The following is a 25,333-nucleotide window of genomic DNA, read 5'->3' on the forward strand; positions in this document are numbered from 1 at the left end:
AAGGTCGGCGGAGTGCCGCCAGGCCGTGGAATCGCTCTGGAGACAGCAGGGAGACGTGACGTGGATGGAACCGGTTTCGACCCGGCCGGCGGCGCCGGTGGCCTGACGCCCGCGGGCCTCATGCAGCATGTGCGCGCGGTGTGGCGCCGCAAGTGGGTCGTCCTTGGCGTGGCGGTGGTGGTGGCGGCGCTCACGGCCGCCCACACGTTGCGCGAGCCCAAGGTGTACTCGGCCAGTGCCTCGCTCATCATCGACGTGATGGCGCCTCGCTTCCTGGATGGGGAGGTGAAGGAGGTGATGGGCGAGGAGCGCAGCAACTACTGGTTCAACAAGGAGTACTACGCCACCCAGAGTCAAATCATCACCTCGCGCGCGGTGGCGGGCCGGGTGGTGGACAAGCTGGGCCTGTCCACGGACGCGGACTTCCTGGGCATGGCGCACGTCACCGACGAGAAGACGCGCCTGCAGGCGATGCAGGGCGCGGACGCGGTGGCGCTGGTCCAGTCGCGCATCCGGGTGATTCCCGCGAGGGACTCGCGGGTGATCAACATCGCGGTGGATGACTTCGACGCCAGGCGCGCCGCGCTGCTGGCCAACGAGGTGGCCGCCGCGTACATGGCGGAGAACCTGGCCCTCAAGCTCCGGACGACGGAGGACGCGCGCGACTGGTTGGAGATTCGTCTGGCCGAGCTGGAGTCGCAGTCCAAGACGAGCGAGCTTGCCGTCTACGACTTCAAGAAGGACGCGGACATGCTGTCCACGTCGCTCGAGTCGAGGATGAGCATCGTCAGTGAGCGCATCAACAGCTTCAACCTGAAGCTGACCGAGGTGCGCATCCAGATTGCCGCTCAGCAGGCGCGGGTGGAGGCCATCCACCGGCTGCGCAAGGCATCTCCGGAGGATGAGACGTGGGCGGAGGCGCTGTCGGGCGCCACGGACGGACCCATCCAGGACCTGCGGCGCAGCTACACCGAGCTGCGCATGACGTGCGCGGAGCTGGGCGAGCGCTACCTGGCCGAGCACCCGAAGCTCCTGGAGTGCAACCGCAAGCTGTCGGTGGTGCGCGAGGACTTCCTCAAGAGCCTGGGCAACGTGGTGCGCGGCGCGGAGACGTCGCTGGCGGAGTCGGTGGCGCAGGAGAAGAACCTGGTGCGCCTGCTGGACGCGGAGAAGTCGGAGGCCTTCCTGGTGAACAAGAAGGCCATCGAGTTCGACCGGCTCAAGCGCGACTCGGACAACAACCAGCGCCTCTACGAGCTGGTGGCCAGGCGCCTGAAGGACATCGAGCTGTCAGGCATGCTGCGCACCAGCAACGTGCGCGTGCTGGACCCGGCGCGGCCCATCCTGGTGCCGGTGAAGCCTCACGTGCGCCGCAACCTGGCGGTGGGGCTGGTGATGGGACTGCTGGCGGGCCTGGGCGTGGTGTTGCTGCTGGAGCTCCTGGAGAACAGCGTGGCCACGCAGGCGGACGTGGAGGAGCGGTTGGGGCTGGCCTTCCTGGGCGTGATGCCGCGGCTGGACGGCAGCAAGCCGCCGCGCGAGCGGGACCTGCACGTCCACCGCGAACCCAAGTCGACAGCGGCGGAGTGCTGCCGCGCCATCCGCACCAACCTGCTGTTCATGTCGCCGGACAACCCGTTCAAGACGCTGGTGGTGACGTCCAGCGGGCCGCAGGAAGGCAAGTCCACCACCTGTATCAACCTGGGCGTGGCCATGGCCCAGAGCGGCAACCGGGTGCTGCTGCTGGACACGGACATGCGCCGGCCGCGCCTGCACCGCGCCTTCGGAGTGCCCAACGAGCTGGGCATCTCCTCGCTGGTGGTGGGTGAGGGCACGCTGGACGCGGCGGTGAAGAGCACCGAGGTGCCCGGCCTCTTCGTGCTGCCGTGCGGACCGCTGCCGCCCAATCCGGCGGAGCTGCTGCACACCCAGGCCTTCACGGACCTGCTGAAGGCCGCCTCCGAGCGCTTCGACCGCGTCATCCTGGACAGCCCGCCCATCAACGCGGTGGCGGACGCGGCGGTGCTGGCCACGAAGTGCGACGGCGTGGTGCTGGTGCTGAAGGCGGCCAAGACGAACCGCGAGTCGGCGCGGCGTGCGCTGCGCTCGCTGGCGGACGTGCAGGCGCGCATGTACGGCGCCATCCTCAACGACGTGGACCTGTCGGCGCCGCGCTACGGTGACTCGTATCTGGGCTACCAGGGCTACGGGCAGTACGCGGAAGACTCCAAGGATGGGGTGGCGCAGTCGTGAACGCGCCATCAGCGGGCGCGGGCCTGCGGGTGCTGCACCTGGGCAAGTTCTATCCTCCCGCATCGGGCGGCATGGAGGCCCACGTGCAGACGCTGGCGCGCGCCCAGGCGGCGCTCGGCGCGCAGGTGGAGGTGCTGTGCGCCAACCATGCCGCGGACGGCGCGGGCACCAGCCACGAGTTCCAGGGCCGCAGCCCCACGTGTGAGACGTGGGACGGCCCGGTGCGAGTGACGCGCCTGGGCCGGCTGGCCTCCGTCGCGCGCATGGACGCGATGCCGGACCTGCCGCGCATGCTGGGACGCGCGTTGTCGCGGGGCGTGGACATCGTGCACCTGCACACGCCCAACCCGACCTGGGTGCTGGCCCTGGACGTGGTGCGCCGGCTGCCTCCTGTCTTCATCACCCACCACAGTGACGTCATCCGGCAGAGGGTGGCGGGCGCGCTCTTCAAGCCCTTCGAGGCGCTGCTCTACGCGCGGGCCCGGCGGGTGCTGGCCACCAGCGCGGCCTATGTCCCGGGCTCGCCGCTGCTGCGCGCCTTTCGCGGCAAGGTGCGGGCGCTGCCGCTGGGGCTCGACCTGGCGCCGTACCTCCAGCCCTCCGTCGCCGCGCGGGAGGCGGAGGCCTACTGGCGGGCACAGGCCGCGGGCGCGCCGCTCTGGCTCATGGTGGGGCGGCTCGTCTACTACAAGGGCCTGTTTACCGCGCTGGAGGCCCTGCGCCGGGTGCCGGGGCGGCTGGTGGTGGTGGGGCAGGGGCCGCTGGAGGCGGAGGCTCGACGTCGGGCGCGCGCGCTGGGCGTCGCGGACCGGGTGACGTGGGCGGGCTATCTGCCTCCGGACTCGCTGGTCGGCGCGCTGCACGCGGCCACCGCGCTCTGGTTCTGTGGCAATGCCCGCAGTGAGGCGTATGGGTTGTCGCAGGTGGAGGCCATGGCCAGCGGTCTGCCCGTGCTGAACACGGCGATTCCGCACTCGGGCGTCGCGTGGGTGAGCCTGCATGAGCAGACGGGGCTGACGGTGCCGGTCGGCGACGCGGAGGCCCTGGCGGCGGCGGCGCGGCGACTCCTGGAGGAGCCCGGCTTGGCGCAGCGGCTGGGGCGCGAGGCCCGGGAGCGGGCCGTGGCGGAGTTCCGGCATGACGTCATGGCCTGGCGCAGCCTGTCCCTGTACTCGGAGGCGCTGGGCCGGCCCGCGCCGGTGATGGCGCCTGACGTGGCGCCGCTGCGCTTGACGGGGAACGCATGAGCCATCCCCTGCGCGTGCTGCACATCTCCAGCGGCAACCTCTACGGTGGCATCGAGACGTTGCTGCACACGATGGCGCGCGAGCGGAACCTTCGCCCGTCGCTGTCACATGCCTTCGCGCTCTGCTTCGAGGGTCGGCTGGCGCGGGAGCTGCGCGACGCGGGCGTGGAGGTGCGTGTGCTGGGGCCCGCGAAGACAGGCCGGCCCTGGTCCGTGTGGCGCGCGCGGAGAGTCTTGCGCGAGCTGCTGCGCGGCGGGCGCTACGACGTCGTCATCTGCCACGCCATCTGGCCTCAGGCCCTGTTCGGGCCCGTGGTGCGCACCGCTGGCGTTCCCCTGGCCTTCTTCCAGCATGACGCCCTGACTGGCCAGCATTGGCTGGAGCGGTGGGCCCGTGTCACGCCGCCCGACCTGGTGCTGACCAACAGCCGCTTCGCCGCGGGCACGCTGGTGTCCGTCTATCCCCAGGTGCCTTGGCATGTGACGCACTGTCCGCTGCCCATGCCACCGCCGGCGCTGGGAGCGTCCGAGCGCGCGCGCGTGCGCACGGAGCTGGGGGCCACCGAAGGGGACGCCGTCATCGTCCACGCCAGCCGGATGCAGGAGGGGAAGGGCCAGCGCTTGTTGCTGGAGGCGCTGGGCCGGCTGCGAGCGGTGCCGGGCTGGCGCGTCTGGTTCGCTGGCGGCGCTCAGCGTCCGGACGAGGAAGCCTATCTGGAGGGGCTGCGGGCGCAGGCGAAGCACCTGGGTATCGAGGAGCGGCTGCGGTTCCTGGGGCAACGCTCGGACGTGTCGCGACTGCTGCGCGCCGCGGACATCCACTGCCATCCCAACTCGAGGCCAGAGGCGTTCGGTCTGGCCTTCGTGGAGGCGCTCCAGGCGGGCCTGCCCGTGGTGACCACGCCGATGGGGGGCGCGCTGGAAATCGTGGATGCCTCCTGCGGGGTGTTCGTCCGCCCGGAGCCGGAGGCACTGGCCCTGGCCCTGGGACGGCTCATCGAGGACCCGCAGACGCGTGTCCGGCTGGGCGCGGCGGGGCCCGCGCGTGCCGCGGAGTTGAGCGATGCGGGAGGCTTCCTTCGCGGCATGGAGGAGGCGCTGCGCGCGCTGTCCGAGCAGGAGGTGCCGGTGTGAGGGCGCCCCAGCTTCAGGGCCCCGGCGTGCTGAATCGCCGGTACGTGCGCCGCGCACCGGGGGCCGCGCTGGAGGCGGTTCCGGAGGGGGCCGCGCCCACCGCGCCCGTCGCTCGAGGTGCGCGCATGGGCGGCGGCCTGCTGGCGTCGAGCCAGTTGGTACCGCTCTTCGTCGGTCTGCTCATCTGCTGCCAGCTCGCGCTGCTGGTGGAAGCCATCGCGCCGCTCCGCGTGGCGGTGCGCGTGCTGGCCTTCGGCGTCAGTCTGGTGCTGCTGGCGCTGGTGCGGGGACGGAGTCTGAAGCACCCGGCGCTTCCCTTCATCCTGGCCGCGCTGGGCGTCACCGCGCTCCAGCTCTTCAATCCTGGCACCGGTGCCCCGCTGGCGGCGCTGGCGCAGTTGGGCATCCAGCTCGCCATCGCCGCGCCACTGCTGTGGGTGACCCGGCTGGCCATCGACCCGAAGACGTTCCGTCGCACGCTCGCGCTGCTCTTCTTCTTCAACGCGGCCAGCGCGGGCGTGGGCGTGCTGCAGGTCTACTTCCCCGGACGCTTCCAGCCCGCGCTGTCGGCCGCGGTGCAAGGGCAGGGCGAAGGTTATGTGAGCAGCCTCAAGTTCGAGACCGCGGACGGCGTGCGCGTGTTCCGTCCCATGGGCCTGACGGACATTCCAGGCGGCGCGTCCACTGGCGGCTTCTACGCGGTGCTGCTGGGCGGCGGCTTCCTGCTGTCATCCCGTCGCGGGCTGACGCGCGTGTTGAGCGTGGGTGGCATCCTGGTGGGGCTCTTCGGCATCTACCTGTCGCAGGTGCGCGCCACCGCCGTCATGCTGGTGGTGTGCCTGGTGGCCCTGGGGGCGGTGCTCCTGGTGAGTGGCCGCGTGGGACGGTTCCTGGCCCTGCTGGCGGTGGTGGGCACCGCGGGCGTTGCCACCTTCGGTTGGGCCGTGGCGGTGGGCGGCGACGCGGTGGTGAGTCGCTGGTCCTCGCTCTTCGCGGCCAGCCCCGACGAGGTGTACCACCGCAACCGCGGCTATTTCCTGACGGGGACCTTCGCAGACGTGCTGCCTGAGTATCCGCTGGGCGCGGGCCTGGGCCGCTACGGCATGACGAATGCCTACTTCGGCGACAACAGCGACCGCGAGCGCCCGCCGTTGTGGGCGGAAATCCAGTGGACCGCCTGGGTCTACGACGGCGGCATCCTGGGCGTGCTGTTCTACCCGCTGGGCGTGCTGATGTCGTTGCTGTGGGCCTTCCAGGTTGCTCGCAGCCGTGACGGTCCGCAGGACGAGTTCTGGCTGTGGGGCAGCGTCCTCTTCGCGTACAACCTGGGCGCCTTCTCGCTCACCTTCAGCTATCCGTTCTTCATGAGCCAGACGGGCATGGAGTTCTGGTTGCTCAACGCGGCGCTCTTCGGCGCCCTGGCCCATGCGAAGAACGTACACGCTCATCGCCGGTGACTTCGTGGACACCGGCGGCATGGACCGGGCCAACCTGGCGCTGGCGCTCTGGCTGGCGAAGCAGGGGCACCCCGTCCGGTTGGTGGCACACCGCGTGGCGGAGGTCCTCCTGCGCCATCCCAATGTGCGCTTCGTGCGAGTGCCCAAGCCCGCCAATGCGTATCTGCTCGGCGAACCGCTGCTGAGCGCGGTGGGCCGGGCCTGGGCACTGCGTACCCGCGCCGAGGGAGGCCGCGTGGTGGCCAATGGTGGCAACTGCCCGGTGGCGTCCGCCAACTGGGTCCACTACGTCCACGGCGCCTATCCCTCCGAGCCCACCGGCGGCGTGCTGCGCCAGCTCAAGGGCCACGTGAGCCACCGGTACTACGTGCGCTCGGAGCGGCAGGCCCTGCGGCGCGCGCGCGTCATCATCGCCAACTCGGAGCGCACGCGGGATGATGTGGTGGCCGCCACGGGCGTTTCGGCGTCCCGGGTGCGCGTCATCTACCTCGGTGGTGATGCGGAGCGCTTTCGCCCGGTAACAGCCGAGGCGCGACGTGAAGTCCGCGCGTCCCTGGGGTGGCCGGAGTCCCGGCCCGTGGCGCTCTTCGTCGGCGCGTTGGGCGACCGCCGCAAGGGCTTCGACACCCTCTTCCAGGCGTGGGCGCGGCTGTGCGCATGGGCGGATTGGGGCGTGGACCTCAAGGTCGTGGGCTCAGGCGCGCAGCGTGATGCGTGGGAGCGCGAAGCCGCGGACAGAGGACTGGGGCAGCGCATCCAGTTCCTCGGCTTCCGTGACGACGTGGCGCGCTTGCTGTCGGCGGCGGACGTGCTGGTGTCGCCCACGCGGTATGACGCATATGGGCTGAACGTCCATGAGGCGCTGTGTGCCGGGCTGCCTGCGTTGGTGAGCCGCTCGGCGGGCGTGGCGGAGCGCTACCCGGAGGCGCTGTCGGGCCTGCTGCTGGACGCGCCGGGTGACGTGGGCGCGTTGGTGCGGCGCCTGGAGGACTGGCGCGAGCACGCGGCGGCCTGGGCGCCTCACGTGGCCGCGCTGTCGGAGACGCTCCGGGCGCAGACGTGGGACACCATGGCCGAGGCCATCGTGGACACGGTGGAGCGCGAGGGCTGAGTCGCCTGCTTCGTCAGGCGCGCCGCTCCAGGACCTCGGTGAAGAAGTCCAGGTGTGCCTTCGCCACCACCGGCCACGAGAAGCGGGTGACGGCGCGTTCTCGTCCCCGTGTGGCCAGTTCTTCTCTGCGCTGGGGGCTCTCCAACAGGTTGGCGATCGCCTGCGTCCAGGCGGACACAGACGTCTCCGGCAGCACGATGCCCGCGTCGCCCATGGTGCGCGGGACTTCGCCCGAATCACTGCCGAGCACGGGCACGCCACACGCGAAGCCCTCCGCCAACATGCGGCCGAACTGCTCCCGCCATTGGCGCGTCGTCTGACTGGGGGCGCACAGCATGTCCATGGCGTTGAGCGCGCGTGGCACGCCTGAGTGGGGTACGCCGGTGAGGACTCGCACCGAGTGGGTGTGCCGGGCCGCCCAGTCACGCAACGCACCTTCCATCGGGCCTCCGCCCACGAAGAGCGCGCGCCAAGGGGTGTCGAGCGCGTCGAGCGCATCCATCAGCAGGGACACTCCCTTCTCCGGGACGAAGCGGCCGAGAAACCCCACCACGGGTGGGCCTGATGTCTCCCACCCGAGCTCGCGCCGCAAGGACTCGCCCGCGGCGCTATCCGGTTGGAACAGGTCCGCGTCCACGCCCATGGGAATGGCGCGCGCGGGCCGCTCCGCATAGCCGGGACGGGTGAGGAGGTTGTCCCTCACGGTTTCACCCCAGGCCACCCAGCCGGAAGCGCGCTGGACGACGAAGCGCTCCGCCTGGGCAAAGGGCGGCGGGTAACGCTTGGACAGGTTCTGCGCGGTGCTGAAGACGAGCGGGACGCGACGCGGTGTGAGCAATGCCAGCTCCAGGCCGGCCAGCACATAGGGCTCTTCCCACACGTGCACCAGGTCCGCGCCGCGCGCGAGGTGAGCACGCGCCTCCGGACCGTAGAGGAAGGTGTGGAGCGAGCGACTGAAGTAGGCGCGCACGCCTTCCGTCCTGGCGGGCTCGTCCGCTTCGAGTTGCAGGGCGAGCGGGCTCAGGTCGCCATGGAAGAAGCGTGGCGCCACCGCGGTGACATCCCATTTACCCGCGCCCACGCGCACCATCTCGTTGGCGAGGCGCCGGTTGAGGCCGACGACATAGGAGTGGGAGAGGGTGATGAGCCGGCGTGACTGCTTCAAGGGATGGGGGCTCCACGGCTTTCAAATGGGGGACTGCTCCGCACGAGCGTGCGGTACAGGGCGAGCACCTCGCTCGCGTAGCGTTCGCGCGAGAAGCTCGCCGCCGCGGTGAGTCGCGCAGCCGTGCCCAGCCGGGCTCGCAGGGCTGCGTCCTCCAACAGCGTTCGCATCGCCTGGACCAACGCGTGCACGTTGCCCGGAGGTATCAGCAGCGCGTCCGTGCCATTCGTGAGTGCCTCCGCCGCGCCGCTCGCGCTGGAGACGATGGCGGGCCGCCCGCAGGCGAGCGCCTCCGCGATGGTGAGGCCAAAGGGCTCCCGGCGGGTGCTGGCGTGAACGAAGACGTCCAGGGCCCGGTACACGGAGGCCGGATGGGGTTGGAAGGGCACCAGGCCCACGCGCTGCGCCAGACCTCGCGAGGCGATGAGCCTGCGCAGTTCGTCCTCGGAGAACTGCGAGCCGGGCGTCTGATACAGCGGCGCGCCCACCAGGTAGAAACGCACGGGCAGTGTGGGGTACAGGCGCGTCAGCGTCGCCGCGGCTTCGAGGAAGACGTCCTGGCCTTTCCATCGGGCATAGGTGGCCACCAGTCCCACGCGGAGCGTGCCCTCGGGGGCTTCGGGTAGACCGGCCAGCCGGTCCAGTTGCGCGCCGTCCGCGGGGCCGGGGGAGAAGTGCGTGGTGTCCACGCCGTTGTAGACGACGTGCACGGGCACTCGGAACAGCACCTCGCGCGCGTCGTCGCCCACCGCTCGCGAGTTGGCGATGGCCGCCGATGCGAGGGGCGACAGCAGCCTCAGCGCGCGGCGGACCAGGGGCCGTTCGCCCAGGAAGTCGTGGATGTGCCACACCCGCTTCAAGGGCAGGCCCGCGGTGGCGGCGCTGAGCAGGTGCGTCTTGATGCCGTTGGAGTGCACCAGGTCGGGGCTGATGTCGGCGACGTCCCGGCGGAGCGCGCGTCCATGGTCCACGAGCAGTCCGGATGTGGGCGCCAGCCGACGGGCGAAGCGCAGCGCTTCTAGCGGACCGTGGCCTCGCAATGCGGTGTCGCCCAGCGTGGAAAGGTGCTCTGGCAATGGCAGCAGCCGCGCATCCACGCCCAGCGCGCGCGCTTCGTCGAGCAGCGGCCCCGCGGTTCCGGCCAGCAGGTGGAGCGACAGCGTTGAGTCCTGCTGCTTCAGGCACGCCATCAGGTCCAGGAGCGCGCGCTCGGCTCCACCAAGGATGCCCACGGGATTGAGGAAGAGGAGGCGCACGGCGGATGGACCGAAGCAAACACCTCTCCTCGGGTCAAGGCACGTTGCTGGGGCTTGAGGCACAAGCAACGCCGCTGCGCACTGTGTTCGCGCGATGACCATGGGCGTGTCCGTATCGCCACGGGCGAGCGGAACGCTCCAGGTTGGGTGGAGCCCGCCGACCTCACAGCGTGGAGGCCCCCAGCAGCCGCAGGTAGGCGTCCAGCACCGTACGCGCATGCGCGGCCCAGGTGAAGCGCGAGGCGCGGGTCAGCCGTGCCTCGCGCGAGGGCTGTGCGTCATGGCCGGCGAGCAGCGCGGCCACGGACTCCACCCACGCCGGCACGTCCCCCACGGGGCAGTAAGTGCAGGCTTCTGCTCCGACCTCCCGGAGCACGGGCAGGTCGCTGGCCACCACGGGAGCACCACAGGCCAGCGCCTCGATGACGGGGAGTCCAAAGCCCTCCGCCTCGCTCGTCACCAGCACGGCCGTCGCGCGCCGGTAGAGGCCCGCCAGCGTGGCCCGTTCCTGCCGGGGCGGCTGAAGCAACGCATCGCCAATACCCAACGCGTCCATCTGCGCGCGCTGTGTGTCGTTCAGTGCGCCGCCCTGCTGCACCAACCGAAGCTCCGGGTAGCGCGCGCGAAGCGCGGCGAACACGGCGAAGAGCACGTCCAGGCGTTTGCGAGGAATCGCGCTGCCAACGTGGAGCAGGTAGGGCCTGCCCCCCAGCGGTGCGAGCACGGCTTCGCTGGCATCGGGCGTTCCATGCGGGGGGGCCGGGCGGTATTCGGGGGACACGCCATACGGCGCCCAGACGAGCCGCGACTCCGGCACCACGCCATGTGCGAGCAACTCCATGCGCACCGCCTGGGTGCTGTGGAACACGATGGCCGCGCGCTCCAGTCCCGCGAGCTGGGCACGGGCCATGGCGCGGAACCACGCTGGACGCGGCTCGCGCTGAGGCTCCAGCACGGAGCGGAACGCATCGAGGTCATGGCAATAGACACCGGTACGCGACGCGGGCAACGCGTGGACGAGCTGCGCGTAGGTGTGGTCCACCACGTGGAAGGCGTCGTACTGACTCCGGGCGAGCAGCGCACGGCCCGGGTAGAGGCCGAAGCGGGTGAGGAGCCGGTCCGCGTTGAACGCCGCGTTGCGCGCGCCTGCTCGGGGAAGCCGCCGCAGCACCGCGGGCATGTCTGGCCGCACGGCCGTCACGTGGACCTCGGAGGGATGCGCGGCAAGTCCCTCCAGAAGGGCCTCGCCCACCAGGTCCATGCTGGGCCAGCCCTCTTCGCGCGGGTCCATCAGCAGCGCGAGCCGGGCCGCGGTTTGGGCTGTCGCGTGGTGGGGCGTCATCTCGAGCCGGCGCGCAGCAGCGCTTCCACCGTGCGCTCCAGCGCGAAGTGCTCGCGGTAGATTCGGGCCGCGTGCTGGCCCAGCTCCCGACGCGTGTCCGCTCGCGACAGCAAGGCCTCGGCGCGCTCCACCAACGCAGCGGGCGCCGTGCCTTCGGCCAATGCGACGGCGCCGTGTTCGCGCCACAGCGGTTCCGTGAGGTGCCCGGTGTTCGTGACGACAGGAAGCCCCAGGGCCAGGCCCGCCATGACCGTGGTGCGTCTTGTGCTCACGCCGTCCGGATAGGGCTGCAGGAGCACGTCACACGTCGCCAGATGCACCGCGATGTCGTCCAGCGTGAGCGAGTCCCTGACCACGAGCCGGCCTCGCAGCTCGGGGTGGCGCGTCTCCACGCCTTCGACGAAGGCGCGGCTGCCTCTGCCCAGCATCAACGCCCGGCGCGTTCCTTCACCGCGCAGCAACGGCACCAGCGCGGCCTCCAGGGGCTCGGCGGTGAGACGTCCGAAGGTGCCGAAGTGTCCCAGCCAGGTCCCCTCACCCAACTCCGCGCGGAGCGCGTCCACGGCGTCACTGGAGACATTGACGGGCAGATTGCTGGGAACCGGCAGCCAGGCCGCATGGGGCCGGACGCGAGCGGGCAGGTGCTCCGCCCACTGGGGAATGGAGACGAACACGCGGTTGGCGGCGCTCGCCACCAGGCGCACCATCATCCGCGTGGTGCCCGCCAGGATGTGGTGGCGCCAGGGGCCGCGCGGGCTCCACGGATGCACCGCCTCGTGGATGTAGACCCAGCGCGCGTCGTGCCATCGCGCGGCGAACCACGCGCAGAAGGGGACGTTCATCGCCCTCAGCCCCAGGGCATGGGGGACGTACTGGAGCAGCAGGCGCCGGGGCCCCGGGCACGCATCCAGCCCGCGTGACAGACCGGACAGTCCCCTGGGCGTCAGGAGGTCGGGGGCACGGTGCACGGTGACGCCGTCCTCGTCGCGTACACCGCCTTCACCGGGGGCCCAGACGTGGACCTCCTGCCCGGCACTGGCGAGCGCGCGGCTCAGTTGCCGGGTGTAGTCACCGACGCCGCCGGGCCGCGGCGGGTATTCGCCGGTGAGGACATGCCAGGCGGGAGCGGTGCGCGAAGGAGGCATGGCGCGGCGTCAGGACACTTCCATGTCGCGGATGGCGAGGAGCTGGAAGGCGTGACGGGGCCAGCGCGTGGCGAAGGGCTCGGTGAGGATGGACAGGCGGCTGCCCAGCCGGAAGGGCCGGATGCGCGGCAGGGCGTAGTCACCGCGCAGGGGCTTCCAGCCGCTCATGCCGGTGACGTGGTAGCCACGCAGCTCGAAGTCGTAGACCTCCCAGCCGGAGCGGTGCACCTGGTGGACGTTGTTGTCCCACTCGTCCTGGGGGAGGAAGCCATTGGGCGTGAAGATGATGACGCGCTTGCGCGCCAGCGACTCCATCATCTCCAGCAGCCGGAATCCGTCTGGCTTGTCGAAGTGCTCGATGACGTCCAGCGCGACGACGGCGTCGAAGCTCTTCGGACCGAAGCGCTGGCCCGCTTCCAGCAGGTTCATGCAGTGGTACTCGCGGTGGATACCCGCGGCCCGGCTGCGCTCGATGCTGGTGGGGTGGCCATCCACGCCCACCGTGTGCGGGAGCAGGTGCGAGAAGCTGTGGAGCGGCGAGCGCGAGCCACAGCCGATGTCCAGCACGCTGTCACAAGTGCCGACCAGCGCCTCCTTCAGCGTGCGGTGGAGCACCTGGTGCTCGCCCACGAGGACTTCGCGCTTCAGGAACTGGAGGATGTTGCCGCCGGGACGCATGTGGGCGGACCGTAGCCCCGGCGCTTCGGGAAGGGCAACCCTGGCGCGGTGCCCAGGCAGGCGAGCGGGACATCCCGCCGTGCGGGGAACGCGCGTTGCTTGTAGGCCCTGCGCGCTGTCGCTAGCATTTCCGTTCCCGCGCGTTCCCGCGCGCTGGCCCTCCCCAGGACACCCGGAGCGGGCCGCTCCGCACCATGAACGCGACCACAGCGCCCGAAGCCACCGCCGTCGAAGTCAAGGCGCGTGCCCTGAAGGGCATGTTCGTCCTGGCGGCGCGGACCGTGGCGTCCCAGGGGCTGCGCGTGGTGAGCGCGCTGTTCCTGTCCCGGCTGCTCTTCCCGTCGGACTACGGTCTGTTCGGAATCGTGTCCTACGCGGCCTCCCTGGGCGTGTTCCTGGGCGACCTGGGCCTGAGCGCGGCGCTGGTCCGCCAGTCGCACGAGCCCACGCGGGATGAGACGTTCACCATCTTCTGGTGCCACCAGGCGCTCACCGCCGTCGTGGTGGCCTCCGTCTGTCTGCTGGCCCCCCAGTTGACGCGCGGCTATGCGCTGGGCGACGGCGCGGTGCCCATGGTGTGGGCGCTGGCGCTGGGCCTGTTCCTGTCCTCGCTGCGCGTGATTCCGTTGATGGCGCTGGAGCGCCAACTGGCCTTCCCCGTCATCGCCCGCGCCGAGTTGATTGAAAACGTGGTGCAGGTCATCACCACCATCTCCCTGGCGGCGCTGGGCTTCGGAGCCTGGGCGCTGGCGCTGGGCGGCCTGGTGCGCGGCGGGGTGGGGCTGGTGTGCATCTGGTGGGCGTCCCCCTGGCGTCCCCAGGGGCGCTTCCGCGTGGACGTGTTGCGGCGGCTCCTGGGCTTCGGGCTGGCGTTCCAGCTTCCGCCCCTGGTGGCGGCGATGGTGGCGGGCTGGGTGCCGCTGGTGGTGGGGCACGTGTTGGGCAAGGAGTCGGTGGGGCTGGTCAACTGGGCCTGGGCGCTGGCCTCCACGCCGATGATGCTGAGCGTGGTGCTCAACCGCGTGGCCTTCCCCGCCTACTGCCGGTTGCAGGATGACCCGGAGGGCTTCGCCGAGTACCTGCGCACGTCGCTGCGCCGGCTGTCCGCGGTGCTGCTGCTCGCCATCCCCCTGGCGGTGCTGGCCGTCCCCGTGGCGGTTCCCCTCTTCTTCGGCACGCGGTGGCTGCCCGCGGTGGTACTGGTGCAGTGGTTCAGCATGGAGTGCATCCTCACCACCCTGGTGGGGCTGCTGGCCACGGCGCAGAACGCGGGCGGCAGGCCCTGGGAGCGGTTGGCCGTCGTCGTGGGCGTGGGTGCGGCGAAGTGGGGGCTGGGGACGTGGGCCATCCAACGCTTCGGCCTGGAGGGCATGGGCCCCGCGGGCGTGGTGGTGGGACTGGCCGAGGTGTGGGTGACGGCGTGGCTGGTGGAGCGGCTCAACCCGTCGATGCGAGGGCTGACGCGGCAGGTGGTGGAGCCCTTCGTCACCCTGGGGCTGGTGCTGCTGGGCGCGTGTCTGGCGGCGCTGCGGCTGGTGGAGGAGGGTGTGGTAGCGCAGGCGCTGGTGGGCGCGGTGCTGTTCGCCCTCCTGGTGTGGGCCCGTGAACGGCTGCCGGGAACACTGCCACTCCTGGGCGAGCTGAGGCAGATTCTCGAATTCGTCCGGGCACGGAGGGCCGCGAGGCCGGCTCCGGTGAGCCCGGCGTCGACGTGAGCAGACACGCGGAGGTCCCGATGAAGAAGCCCGACCTGGTCATCTCCATCGTCAATCACAGCAATCCGGAGTTGCTGCACGACTGTCTGCGCACGCTGTACGCGACGACGCGCGACATCTCCTTCGAGGTCTGGATTGTCGACAACGCCACGGGCGGGCGCGGCGTGGACGCCATGCGGCGCGACTTTCCCCAGGTGCGCTGGCTCTTCAACACGGAGCGCAAGGGCTTCTCCGCCAACCACAACCAGGTGCTGCGCCAGGCCCGGGGCCGTCACTTCTGTATCTTCAATGACGACACCATCGTCCACGAGGGCGCCTTCGACGCGCTGGTGCGCTTCATGGATGACAACCCGCATGTGGGCATGGCGGGCGCGCGGCTGTTGAACGCGGACGGCACCATCCAGAACTGCACCTTCCGGCCCATGTCGCTGGCCGGGCAGCTCTTCGACATCGTCTTCCTGCCGCGTCCCCTCCACTTCCTCAAGGCGATGGCCATCGACCCGGCGCAGTACGGCCACGACGAGGCCCGCGTGAGCTGGGTGCTGGGAGCCTGCATCGTGGCGCGCGAGGAGGCGCTCGCGGAGGTGGGCCTGCTCGACGAGCAGATGTCCCCGCTGGGCAACACCGAGGACACCGACTGGTGCGTGCGGGCCTGGAAGGCGGGCTGGGAGGTGGCCTTCTGCCCGGAGGCGGTGATTACGCACCTGACCAGCCGCTCGTTCCGTCCGTCCGACACGGGGGCGGACAAGGTGCGCATCGAGCTGTGGCGCACGCGGCTGGCGTACTTCCGCAAGCACCACGGCCGGCTGCACGAGACGGCCATGCGGGCCATCCTGGTGGGGACGTTGCCGTACAACTCGGCGGTGTTGACGCAGACGCTGCTGCGCGGGCGCATGAGCCTGCCGGAGTACCGCAAGCAACTGGCCACCTTCCTGGGCATCTCCCAGATGGGCCTGCGCGCCCGCGTGTGACATGCCGTTCTTCTCCGTCATCATCCCCACGTACAACCGGGCGCGGCTGCTGGAGGCGGCGCTCGCGTCCGTGTTCGCGCAGGAGGAGCGTGACTTCGAGGTGCTCGTCGTGGATGACGGCTCCTCCGACGACACGCTGGAGACGCTGGCCCGCTACGGCGAACAGGTGCGCGTGCTCAGCCAGCGCAACGCGGGCCCGGGCGCCGCGCGCAACCTGGGCATCCAGGAGGCCCGGGGCGCCTACGTGGCCTTCCTGGACAGTGACGACGTGTGGTTCCCCTGGACGCTGGCCACGTACCGGCGGGTGCTCGAAGCGGAAGGGACGTCGCTGGTGCTGGGCACGGCGGCGCTGTTCTCCCGGGCCGAAACCCTGGCGACCGTGAGCCGCGAGCCGCTCCAGGTGCTGCGCTTCGCGGACTATCTGGCCAGCGCGGAGGACCGGACGCCGCGCACCGCGTGTGTGCTGGCGGTGCGCACGGAGGCGCTGCGGCGCGTGGGGGGCTTCACCCCGCTGCGCATCAGCGGCGAGGACTACGACTTGCTGTACCGGTTGGGCATGGAGCCGGGCTTCGCCTGGGTGCGCGCGCCCGTGGTGGTGGGCTACCGGCAGCACGTGGGCTCCACGTCCACGTCACTGGAGTCCGGCTACCGGGGCACGCTGTATCTCCTGGAGCAGGAGCGCCTGGGACGCTATCCGGGAGGCACGGCCCGCAGGCGTGAGCGGCTGGAGATGCTGCTCTACAGCCTGCGCCACGTGACGCACTGGTTGTTGTCCCAGCGCCGCGTGGACCTGGCGCTGGACTTGTACCGGCGCGGCCTGCCGCTCCACCTGGCGGTGCCGCGCTGGCGCTACATGCTGGGCTTCCCGCCGTGGGCGCTGGCCACCACCGTGCGCCAGCGCGTGTCGGGCCGCTGACGGCGCGGGCTTTAGCGTCCGCCGCCCATCAACCCGCCCAGCATCCCCCCAAGGCCGCCACCGCCGGGCGTGTTGCCACCGCCGCCCGCGCCGGCCAGCAGCGGCACCACGGAGAGGATGCGGCCCACGAGCGCGGGGTCCAGGCGCGACTTGAGGAAGTTCAGCAGCAGGGGCGCCACCAGGGACGCCTTGCTCGCGTCGATGTTGAAGCGGCCCAGCAGGGACACCACGGCGGCCACGTCACCGGCCTGCCCCGCTGCGCCACCCAGCGCGCTCAGCATGCCGCCCGCGCCGCCCTCCTGGCCGGACATGAGGCCGCCCAGCGCGCCCAGCAGCCCGCCCCCCGCGTCCGGCGCCGTCTGGGGCGAGGACGTGGTGCTGGGGGCCTGCTGCCAGCTCTGCATCTCCGGAATCGCCTGGCCCATCTGGTTCGCGGCGTCGGGGCCCAGCTTCTCCTGCACCGTGCCCTGCACCAGCTTCAGCAGCGAGCCCGCCAGCCCCTGGGCCTGCGTTCCATTCACTCCAAGCTGCTGAGAGAGCTGTCCGATGAGGTCCATCCCTTGCTCCTTTCCTGTCACGCGTCCGTGTGGAGCGCCTTTCTAGCGGGCCCCGCGAGGCGCCGTGGAAGCGTTGGTGGGGAATCGTTGCTCACGGACAGGCCGGGCGGCACGCAGGCCGGTCGCTCCCTTGCCTTCTCGCCGCCTTCATCCGGTCCGCGGCGGACTGCGCATCTTCGCTGGGGAGGCGTGTCATGCGGGAGGCGAACGCGGTGGGCTCGCGAGGGAAGGCGGCGGAGCGCGACACCCTGGAGTGCTGGGGCGGCGTCGACCTGGGCGGGACGAAAATCGAGGCCGTGGTGGTGGACCGCGCCGGCACCGTCCTGGGGAAGATGCGCCAGCCCACGCCCTCCGACGGTGAGCCCGGCGACGTGGTGCGCGCCATCCACGACACCTTGGAGGGCGCGGCGCACGCGGCGGGCCTGACGTCCCGTCAGCTCCTGGGGGTGGGCGTGGGCGCGCCCGGCGCGGTGAACGCCAACGAGGGCACGCTGGGACATGTCAGCAACGTGGGCCGGGGCTGGAGCACGCCCTATCCGGTGGCGGGGGACCTGGGCGCGCGGGTGGGCCGGCCCGTGGTGCTGGGCAACGACGTCCAGGTGGCGGTGGCGGCGGAGTACCGGCTGGGCGCGGGCCGCGCATATCGTTCCTTGCTGGGCGTCTGGTGGGGAACGGGCGTGGGCGGTGGGCTGGTCCTGGACGGAGTTCCCTGGCGAGGCCGGGGCTCGGCGGGCGAGGTGGGCCACATGGTGGTGAAGCCGGGCGGGGCCCGTTGTGGTTGTGGCCGGCGCGGCTGCCTGGAGGCCTACGCGGGCCGCGCGTCCATGGAGCGCCGTGCGCACAAGGCCGTGCGCCAGGGCGAGACGACGATTCTCTTCGACTTGATGCGGAAGAAGGGCCGCCCCCGGTTGACCAGCAGCATCTGGGCTCGGGCGCTGGCGCAGGAGGACGCGCTGGCCACGTGGCTCATCGGCCGCGCGGTGCGGATGCTGGGCGCGGGGCTCGCCTCCGCCATCAACCTGCTGGACGTGGAGGCAGTCGTCCTGGGTGGAGGCCTGGGCACGCGGCTGGGGCCCGAGTTCGCTGGCCGCATCCACGAGGCCATGCGCCCGCACATCTTCGTCCCCGAGCGCCAGCCGCCCGTGCGCGTCGCGGAACTGGGAGAACTTTCCGGTGCCATTGGCGCCGCGCTGCTGGCCCAGCCCCCCATGAAGTGAGCCTGGGTACACGGGGCATGGGGCGCTCCGCTGGACGTCCCCCCGCACGCAGTGTGGCAGGCGACAGAAACCCGACCCCAGGCGCATGGAACGCCCGGGGGCCTGTCAGGTAGTCTCCGCGCCTTCCCGCTCCCTGGTCGACTTCTGGAGGCACCTGTCGTTGGCACGTCGCACACGGATTCCCCAGACATTGTTCTTCCAGCGGCCTCCCTCCAACCTGTGGCCGTTGGTGGGCGTCATCCTGGCCTCGGCGGTGCTCGTCGGGGCCATGGAGCTGACCATTGCCGTCTTCTCGTCCGCGGGCCTGGAGGGCATCACCCAGCGCAACGTCTACTCCATGCTCCTCAGCGTGGGAGTCATCGCCGCGGTGACGGGCCTGCTGTGGGCGGCGACGAACCGGGTGGGAATCTCGGGGGCCCTGGTGGCGGCGGCGATGCTCTTCACCGTCACCCTGCACATCCGGAAGGTGCAGCTCATCGACCGGCCGCTGATGCCCTGGGACTTCCTGGAGTGGCGGCAGGTGACGTCGCTGGCGCCCACGCTGCTGCCCGGCGGCGGCGCGGTGGCGGCCATCGGCTCGTGTCTGCTGCTGGTGGCCATGCTCGTCGTCATGTGGCGCGGGGTGGCGCGCGGCACGCCCCGGTACCCGTTGCCCAAGGCCGGACGCCGCAACCTGGCGCTGGCGGCGGTGGCGTACCTGCTGGTCGTCATCTTCCAGCAGCACCTGCCTGTGCGGCGCGTCTTCAACCGCTTCGGCATCTACGACCAGGTGTGGGACCAGCGCTCCAACTTCCAGATGAACGGGCTCACGCTGATGATGCTCTGGAACTGGGAGGGGCTGCGGCTGGAGCCGGGCAGTGAGTACTCCCAGGCGCAGGTGCACGCGGCTCTAGGGGGCCCTCCGGGCGTGGTGCCCGCCGCGCCCCAGGAGCCCGTCGACGTCGTCGTCTTCATGGCCGAATCGCTCTGGGACCCGACGCGGCTGGGCATCCCCTTCAGCGAGGACCCGCTGCCCTTCGTGCGGTCGCTCATGGGGCGCCACAGCTCGGGCAACCTCATCAGCCCGGCCTTCGGTGGTGGCACGGCCAACGCGGAGTTCGAGCTCCTGACGGGCATGTCCTCGTCGTTCGCCCCGGACGGCGCGTTTCCCTACCAGCACTACGTGATGCGTCCCGTGGACGCGCTGCCGTCGCTGTTCCGCCGCGCGGGCTACCAGACGCTGGCCATCCACCCGTTCCACTCCTTCTATTGGAGCCGCGACGTGGTGTACCCGTTGCTGGGCTTCGACACGTTCCAGTCGCTCATGGACTTCCCTTCACCCCGGCTCGAAGGGCCCTGGGTGTCGGACGAGGAGGTCGTCGACCACATCCTCCACGAGCTCTCCGACGAGCGTCAGCCGCGGTTCATCATGGCCGTGACGATGTCCACCCACGGGCCCTACAACCTGCCGCTCACCGGCGAAGAGCGGATCGAGGTGCAGGGCGAGAAGCTCTCGCCGGACAACCGGCTGCTCTTGAAGAACTACGTGCACAAGCTGCGGCAGATGGACTCGGCCGTGGAGCGGCTGGTGCGCAGGCTGGAGGCGCGCAAACGCAAGACGCTGCTGGTGCTCTTCGGGGACCACCTGCCGATGCTGGGCTCGGACTACGCGACCTATCGCGAGGCCGGCTACCTCCAGGAGCCATGGACGGACGCGCAGCGCGAGCGCATGGCGGAGGTCCCCGTCGTCCTCTGGACGAACTTCACCGTGCCCCGGCAGGACATCCACCTGAGCATCAGCATGCTCACCCCGCGCATCCTCGAGACGGCGGGGCTGCGGCCTCCGGGCTTCTTCGCCTTCGTCTCCGAGCTGTCCAAGGTGCTGCCGGTGGTCCGGGGAGACCTGCTGCGCAACGCCTCCGGCGAATACCTGCCCGTGGGTGACAAGGCCCCCAAGGCCCAGGAGCCGGGCTCGTGGGAGGACTGGATGCGGCGCTACCGCCTGCTCACGTATGACCGGCTGGCGGGCGACAACTTCAGTGCGGCCCAGTCGGCCGGGGCGGTGTCTTCGGAAGCGCTGTGACGGAGGCCGCCGGACGCCGCGCCCACGCGGGGAGCCTGTCCTTGCGCCGCAAGGCGGGCTGCTCCACCCACCGCCACGACAGCGCCGCCAGCAGCAGCACGCAGGGGAATGCCACCGCCGCGTTCACCCACCACGCCGTGGGCCCGCCCAGCAGGGTGGTGACGGCCTGCTGCACGGGGAATGCGTAGAGGTAGACGCCGTAGGACAGGTCGCCCCGGCGCCCGAAGTCCGCCAGCGCCCCCATGGGCCGGAAGGCGAGGTACAGCACGACGTATCCGCCCAGCAGGCCGGTGGCGATGCGGCAGCCGTATCCGAGCCGGGCCGTGATGAGCCACCCCACCACGCACGCCGCCGCCACCCAGGGGCTCATGCGCACGTGTTCGCGCCACTGGTACAGCGCCACGCCGCCGCCGAAGTACAGGTACAGCTCCGGCCAGAAGCCCAGCCGTCCGGTGACGAAGGTGGCCACCGCCGCGCCCACGAGGCCGACGATGACCACGCCCTTGCGCAAGAAGCCCGTCAGGCCCAGGCCCAGCGTCAGCAGGTAGAAGCCGACCTCGTACTTCAGCGTCCACAGTGAGCCGTTGACGGCGTGGGGGTAGGCGTTCGCCTCGAAGACGCCCGGCAGGTGCCACTGGGGCCAGTTCAGGGCGAAGTTGCCCAGCAGGTACAGGGCCGTGTCCGGGGCCGTGAAGTAGTCACCCAGAGGCAGGCGGGTGAAGGCCGGCCCCAGCCCCCCCACCGTCAGCAGCAGCATGGCTCCCAGGCCGGGGAAGATGCGCAGCACCCGGGCCCAGATGAAGCGCGCCGCGTCGGGCGTCCGCTCCCAGCTCCGGGTGATGAGCACGCCGCTGATGATGAGGAACACCGCGACGCCCAGCCGGCCCAGGGAGAACTGTCCCCGGGTGAAGGACTCCAGCGGCTCCACCGTCCCCTTGCCCTCACCCAGGGGGAAGGCATGGCTGAGCAGCACGCACGCCGCCGCGGCGAAGCGCAGGAAGTCCAGGTTGTTGCGACGCGAGTCGAGGCTCGCCTGCAACGTGGGAGCGGAATGCGGGGACATGGGCGCGGGAAACGGTGGCATTGTGGCCCACGCCGCACATCCCTGGAAAGCAGGCAGGAGAGGGTCGCTCCGTTCCCATGCGCGTCTTGCTTGGCATCCACCATCCCCTAAACCCGAACATGGGCGCGCCGGGGGTGACCCTCGCGCTGGGGCAGGCGCTGGCGGCGCGGGGCTGCCAGGTGGACTACTTCAGCTATGACGACGCCTATCCCGGCCTGCGGCACCACACCACGGTGCACGAGCTGCGGTTCCCCTGGAAGCTGACCGCGCACCTGCTGCGGGCCGCGAGCCGGTACGACGTGCTGGACATCACCACGGGGGATGCGTGGCCCTGGATGCGCTTGGGCCGCCCGGGGGCGCGGCCCCGTCATGCCCTGGTGACGCGCAGCCACGGCCTGGAGCACACCTTCTCCGAACGGCTGCGCGCCGACGCGCGTGCGGGGCACCTGGCGCTGAGCTGGAAGTACCCGCTGTACCATGGCGGCTATCGCCTCTGGGAGGTGCGCCAATCCCTGCTGCGCGCGGACCATGCGGTGCTGCTCAACACGCAGGATGCCGCCTACGCGACGGAACGGTTGGGCGTGCCCGCGCGTCAGTTGAGTGTCATTCCCCACGGGCTGGATGTGGCCTTCCAGGGATTGCCTTCGCCCACGCCTTCAGCGCCCGGCGCGCCGCTGCGGGTGGCGTGCGTGGGGAGCTGGCTGGCGCTCAAGGGACGCGCGGAGATGGTGGCCGCCGCCACCCGCCTGCATGCCGAAGGCGTGTCCTTCACGCTGACGTTGTACGGCACGGGCAACCCGGAGGCGGAGGTGCTGGCGGCGTTTCCCGCTGGGGCGCGCGAGCACGTGCGCGTGGTGCCTCGTTATCCACGCGCCGAGCTGCCGCGCCTGCTGCGGGACGAAGAGGTGCTGTTCTTCCCCAGCCATTCGGAGGGCTTCGGGATGGCGCTGGTGGAGTCGATGGCCAGCGGGCTCACACCGGTGTCGACGCCGGTGGGCGTGGCGCCCCAGGTCGTGCGCGACGGAGAGACGGGGCGGTTGGTTCCCGCGGGTGACGTCGGCGCGCAGGTGGCGGCGCTGCGTTCGCTGGCGGAGGACCGTGCTCGCCTGCTCCGGTGGCGTGAAGCAGCACAATCAGCGGTGCGGGACATGACGTGGCGGGACATCGCCGCGCGCACGTCAACCCTTTACGAGTCGCTTCTCCGCTCGCCTCGGACCGTCTAGAAGGGCGTCTGCCTGGTTGTACGACAGGCGGACGCAAGGGCCCATTGCTTCACAAACCTATCGTACTCCAGCGTGCATTGACGCGTGGAGCCACCGGCCGCCACGATGCACGGACGGTGCACGCCCCATGATTACGCTTTTCGTCGCCTTCTTCGTCTCGCTGCTGGTGGCTCTGGCGGTGACGCGGCTGGTGCGCGACCGGGCCCTGGCATGGGGATGGCTGGACCAGGCGAACTCCAGCCGGAAGGTCCATGTCCGGCCGATTCCCAGGCTGGGCGGGGTGGGCATCGTCGGTGGATTCTTCGCGCCGCTGTGCGCGCTGTTCCTGGTGGACTCTGGCGTGGGGTACCACTTCCGCTCCCACACGGAACTGGTGACGGGCCTGTTCCTGGGCGGCGCGGCGATTGTGGCGCTGGGGCTGTACGACGACCTGCGGGGCGCGGGCGCCCGTCTGAAGTTCGCCGTCCAGTTCGCGGTGGCGTTCGGCTTGTATGCCATGGGATTCCGAATCGACGTCATCGCCAACCCGTTCGGCCCGGAGCTGGTGTTGGGCGCGTTGAGTCTGCCTTTCACCGTGTTGTGGGTGGTGGGCGTGGTCAACGCGCTCAACCTCATCGACGGCCTGGATGGGCTCGCGGGCGGCGTGGCCTTCTTCGGCGTCGGCACCAACTTCCTGCTCGCGCTGTCGCGAGGCGACGTGCTGCTGTCATTGCTGATGGCGGCGCTTGCGGGCGCCATCCTCGGCTTCCTGGTGTTCAACTTCAACCCGGCCTCCATCTTCATGGGGGACACCGGGAGCATGTTCCTGGGCTTCGTGCTGGCCGCGGTGTCCATCAAGACGAGCACCAAGAGCGGCACGGCGGTGGCCATGCTGGTGCCGGTGATGGCGCTGGGGCTGCCCATCATGGACACGCTGCTGGCCATGGTGCGGCGCTCGCTGCTGGGGCGGCCGATGTTCAGCGCGGACCGGGAGCACATCCATCACCGGCTGATGAGCCACCTGGTGCTCAGCCACCGCGCCACGGTGCTGGTGCTGTATGGCCTGTGCGGCCTCTTCATGCTGGTGGCGCTGGCGCTGAACTTCGCCAGCAGCGTGCAGAGCGCCATGCTGCTGTGTGGCATGGGCGTACTCATCGTGCTGCTGATGCGGCGGCTGGGCTACCTGGACCTGGGCCGCGCCCGGGACATGCACCAGGTGCGTCAGCGCAACCTCTGGCTGCGGACCATGGTGAAGGACGTCACCCGCGCGGTGCGCGCGGCGCCCTCGCTGGAGGGGGTGTGGAACGCGGTGCGTCCGTTGGCGGATGCCCTGGGCCTGTCGCACCAGGAGTTGTGCTTCCAGCGTGTTTGGCCCACGGGACTCGCGGACAACGTCGTCTTCGAAGCCCAGCGGACCGCGGGCTCGGGGATGCCGTTCGAGGTCAGCATCGCCATCAAGGTCGACGGCGAGGTGCTGGGCGCGATGCTGCTGGTGTGGCGGGATGGCCGGGCCGCCATCAACCGCGATGAGGAACTGGCGCTGGAGCAGGTGGCGGACGCGGTGGCGGAGAGCGCCGGGCGGCTCCGGCCCCGGGCCGACGCCGAGCCCGGACGCCTGGTCGCGCTGAGGAAGTGATGCCCGACGGGCACGCCGCGCCGCGCACCCGGCAGGAGCGCCTGACACCCGTGGGCGCGAGCGCGCTCCTGGCCCTGCTGCGTGCGTGGCCGGACGCCCCTTCGGGTGCGCCGCCGGGAGGCGGGGACGCGGAGGCCCTGGTGCGCACGGCGGTGCGCCACGGGCTGGTGGGCTTCGTGGCGCACGCGGTGGAGCGGGCGGGCTGGGCGCTGCCCGAGCCCGCGAGTGCGTCCCTGCGCCGGGAGGCCCTGGGGAACGCGGCGCGGGCCCTGCGCGTGAAGGCGCTGCTGCTGCGATGCCTGGCCGCACTGGCGACGGTGGGACAGGTGCCGGTGCTGCTCAAGGGGTACGGGCTGGCGCTGCGGCTGTATCCGGACCCGTTGCAGCGAGCCACCACGGACGTGGACCTGCTGGTGGCGCGCGCGGACGTGGGCGCCGCAGTCCAAGCGCTTGCCCGCGTGGGGCTCTCGGTGCGGCGGGACGACGGCGCCCGGCACGGGGAAGAGGACGCTCACCACGTGGAGCTGGCGGGGCCGGCGGGGCTGGTGGAGCTGCACTACCGCGCGCTCGCGGGGTGGGGCGAGGCGCTGGAGGGCGACGCGCTGCTGGCGCGGGCGGAGACGGGCGTGGTGGATGGCCGGGCGGTGCGGTGGCTGCGGCCCGAGGACGAGGCCGTCTACCTGGCGCTGCACGCGAGCAACCACGCGTTGCAACGGTTGGCATGGCTCTTCGACTTGAAGCTGCTGGCGCTGGCGGACACGCGGCTGGACTGGCGGATGGTGGTGGAGCGGGCACGTGGCACGGCCTTCCCACATGCGGCCTGGTATGCGTGGGACGCGGCGCGGCGGCTCCTGGCGGCGCCGGTGCCGGACGAGGCGCTGGCGGCGCTGGCTCCGCCTCGTTGGCAGCAAGTGCTCGCACGGCGTTTTTTCTCCGACGCGCGGCTGCTGGAGGCAGCGCTGCTAAACAGCCGGACCGGGTGGATGGCGGCGAAGCTGCTGCTGGCGCCACGAATGGGGTCCGTGGCGCGGTATGGCGTCCGGCGAGCACGGAACGCCGTGCGGGCGAGGCTGCGCCGTCCAGGCTGAGCTGGGGGCGCGGCATGCCTCAGCCGCGGCCAGCCAGCACTCCCATCGCCATGGTCAGCGCGCCGGGCAGCGTCTTCCTGCGAACCTGCCTCATGGGGGGAGGCCACACCTCCCGCCGT

The 25,333-nt window shown here is 71.0% G+C and carries 20 protein-coding genes; 13 read left to right on the forward strand and 7 right to left on the reverse strand.

Features of this window, described 5'->3' with window-relative positions; translation table 11 throughout:
- Window positions 1–60: 60 nt before the first annotated feature.
- The 5 genes from OZ403_RS05235 to OZ403_RS05255 are packed head-to-tail and all read left to right on the forward strand — an operon-like array spanning window position 61 to window position 7,201.
- Window positions 61–2,253 carry a GumC family protein gene (locus OZ403_RS05235; RefSeq protein WP_140787862.1) on the forward strand — a complete coding sequence of 731 codons (2,193 nt, stop codon included), beginning with the start codon at window positions 61–63 and terminating at the stop codon, window positions 2,251–2,253.
- Entirely contained in the window at window positions 2,250–3,500 is a 1,251-nt protein-coding gene (locus OZ403_RS05240) for a glycosyltransferase (RefSeq protein WP_268783624.1), read from the forward strand. Before OZ403_RS05235 ends, OZ403_RS05240 begins: the two co-directional genes overlap by 4 nt.
- Window positions 3,497–4,633 (forward strand): glycosyltransferase family 4 protein, encoded by a 1,137-nt coding sequence (locus OZ403_RS05245; RefSeq protein WP_140797371.1) that lies wholly within the window; start codon window positions 3,497–3,499, stop codon window positions 4,631–4,633. Before OZ403_RS05240 ends, OZ403_RS05245 begins: the two co-directional genes overlap by 4 nt.
- Entirely contained in the window at window positions 4,630–6,090 is a 1,461-nt protein-coding gene (locus tag OZ403_RS05250; protein WP_140787866.1) for an O-antigen ligase family protein, read from the forward strand. The genes OZ403_RS05245 and OZ403_RS05250 overlap by 4 nt, the downstream gene beginning before the upstream one ends.
- Window positions 6,059–7,201 carry a glycosyltransferase family 4 protein gene (locus OZ403_RS05255; protein ID WP_268783625.1) on the forward strand — a complete coding sequence of 381 codons (1,143 nt, stop codon included), beginning with the start codon at window positions 6,059–6,061 and terminating at the stop codon, window positions 7,199–7,201. Before OZ403_RS05250 ends, OZ403_RS05255 begins: the two co-directional genes overlap by 32 nt.
- A gap of 13 nt (window positions 7,202–7,214) precedes the next feature.
- Here OZ403_RS05255 and OZ403_RS05260 read toward each other — a convergent pair whose 3' ends face one another.
- The 5 genes from OZ403_RS05260 to OZ403_RS05280 form a co-directional block, all read right to left on the reverse strand.
- Window positions 7,215–8,366, reverse strand: a complete 1,152-nt coding sequence (locus tag OZ403_RS05260) for a glycosyltransferase family 4 protein (protein ID WP_268783626.1) — start codon at window positions 8,364–8,366, stop codon at window positions 7,215–7,217.
- Window positions 8,363–9,622 carry a glycosyltransferase family 4 protein gene (locus OZ403_RS05265; protein ID WP_268783627.1) on the reverse strand — a complete coding sequence of 420 codons (1,260 nt, stop codon included), beginning with the start codon at window positions 9,620–9,622 and terminating at the stop codon, window positions 8,363–8,365. The genes OZ403_RS05260 and OZ403_RS05265 overlap by 4 nt, the downstream gene beginning before the upstream one ends.
- Before the next feature lie 163 nt (window positions 9,623–9,785).
- Window positions 9,786–10,964, reverse strand: a complete 1,179-nt coding sequence (locus tag OZ403_RS05270; RefSeq protein ID WP_268783628.1) for a glycosyltransferase — start codon at window positions 10,962–10,964, stop codon at window positions 9,786–9,788.
- On the reverse strand, window positions 10,961–12,109 hold the full coding sequence (locus OZ403_RS05275; RefSeq protein ID WP_268783629.1) for a glycosyltransferase family 4 protein: 1,149 nt from the start codon (window positions 12,107–12,109) through the stop codon (window positions 10,961–10,963). The genes OZ403_RS05270 and OZ403_RS05275 overlap by 4 nt, the downstream gene beginning before the upstream one ends.
- A 9-nt stretch (window positions 12,110–12,118) precedes the next feature.
- The gene (locus tag OZ403_RS05280) at window positions 12,119–12,787 is read right to left on the reverse strand and encodes a class I SAM-dependent methyltransferase (protein ID WP_140787878.1); all 669 of its coding nucleotides are present in this window, start codon (window positions 12,785–12,787) and stop codon (window positions 12,119–12,121) included.
- A 194-nt stretch (window positions 12,788–12,981) separates the two neighbouring features.
- Between OZ403_RS05280 and OZ403_RS05285 the strand changes: the two genes are divergently transcribed.
- The 3 genes from OZ403_RS05285 to OZ403_RS05295 are packed head-to-tail and all read left to right on the forward strand — an operon-like array spanning window position 12,982 to window position 16,389.
- Window positions 12,982–14,502, forward strand: coding sequence for an oligosaccharide flippase family protein (locus OZ403_RS05285; protein ID WP_140787880.1), 1,521 nt, complete (start codon window positions 12,982–12,984; stop codon window positions 14,500–14,502).
- A 20-nt stretch (window positions 14,503–14,522) separates the two neighbouring features.
- Window positions 14,523–15,473, forward strand: a complete 951-nt coding sequence (locus OZ403_RS05290) for a glycosyltransferase family 2 protein (RefSeq protein ID WP_140787882.1) — start codon at window positions 14,523–14,525, stop codon at window positions 15,471–15,473.
- A 1-nt stretch (window position 15,474) separates the two neighbouring features.
- Complete coding sequence (locus tag OZ403_RS05295; protein WP_268783630.1) at window positions 15,475–16,389, forward strand: glycosyltransferase family 2 protein; 915 nt, start codon at window positions 15,475–15,477, stop codon at window positions 16,387–16,389.
- A gap of 11 nt (window positions 16,390–16,400) precedes the next feature.
- Here OZ403_RS05295 and OZ403_RS05300 read toward each other — a convergent pair whose 3' ends face one another.
- Window positions 16,401–16,946, reverse strand: a complete 546-nt coding sequence (locus OZ403_RS05300) for a DUF2780 domain-containing protein (RefSeq protein ID WP_140787886.1) — start codon at window positions 16,944–16,946, stop codon at window positions 16,401–16,403.
- A gap of 194 nt (window positions 16,947–17,140) precedes the next feature.
- Between OZ403_RS05300 and OZ403_RS05305 the strand changes: the two genes are divergently transcribed.
- Window positions 17,141–18,163, forward strand: coding sequence for an ROK family protein (locus OZ403_RS05305; protein WP_268783631.1), 1,023 nt, complete (start codon window positions 17,141–17,143; stop codon window positions 18,161–18,163).
- A 160-nt stretch (window positions 18,164–18,323) separates the two neighbouring features.
- Window positions 18,324–20,225, forward strand: coding sequence for an LTA synthase family protein (locus OZ403_RS05310; RefSeq protein ID WP_268783632.1), 1,902 nt, complete (start codon window positions 18,324–18,326; stop codon window positions 20,223–20,225).
- Here OZ403_RS05310 and OZ403_RS05315 read toward each other — a convergent pair.
- On the reverse strand, window positions 20,179–21,288 hold the full coding sequence (locus OZ403_RS05315; protein ID WP_442929758.1) for an acyltransferase family protein: 1,110 nt from the start codon (window positions 21,286–21,288) through the stop codon (window positions 20,179–20,181). The two genes, OZ403_RS05310 and OZ403_RS05315, sit on opposite strands and share 47 nt — an antisense overlap.
- Before the next feature lie 77 nt (window positions 21,289–21,365).
- On the opposite strand from OZ403_RS05315, the gene OZ403_RS05320 reads away from it, so the two are divergent.
- From OZ403_RS05320 to OZ403_RS05330, 3 genes are all read left to right on the forward strand, one after another.
- Entirely contained in the window at window positions 21,366–22,511 is a 1,146-nt protein-coding gene (locus OZ403_RS05320; RefSeq protein WP_140797378.1) for a glycosyltransferase family 4 protein, read from the forward strand.
- A gap of 127 nt (window positions 22,512–22,638) precedes the next feature.
- Window positions 22,639–24,126, forward strand: coding sequence for an MraY family glycosyltransferase (locus tag OZ403_RS05325; RefSeq protein ID WP_140787896.1), 1,488 nt, complete (start codon window positions 22,639–22,641; stop codon window positions 24,124–24,126).
- Window positions 24,126–25,214, forward strand: coding sequence for a nucleotidyltransferase family protein (locus OZ403_RS05330; protein WP_268783634.1), 1,089 nt, complete (start codon window positions 24,126–24,128; stop codon window positions 25,212–25,214). The genes OZ403_RS05325 and OZ403_RS05330 overlap by 1 nt, the downstream gene beginning before the upstream one ends.
- Window positions 25,215–25,333: the final 119 nt, after the last annotated feature.

Source organism: Myxococcus sp. NMCA1 (assembly GCF_026810205.1).
In the GTDB taxonomy this organism is placed as follows: domain Bacteria; phylum Myxococcota; class Myxococcia; order Myxococcales; family Myxococcaceae; genus Myxococcus; species Myxococcus xanthus_A.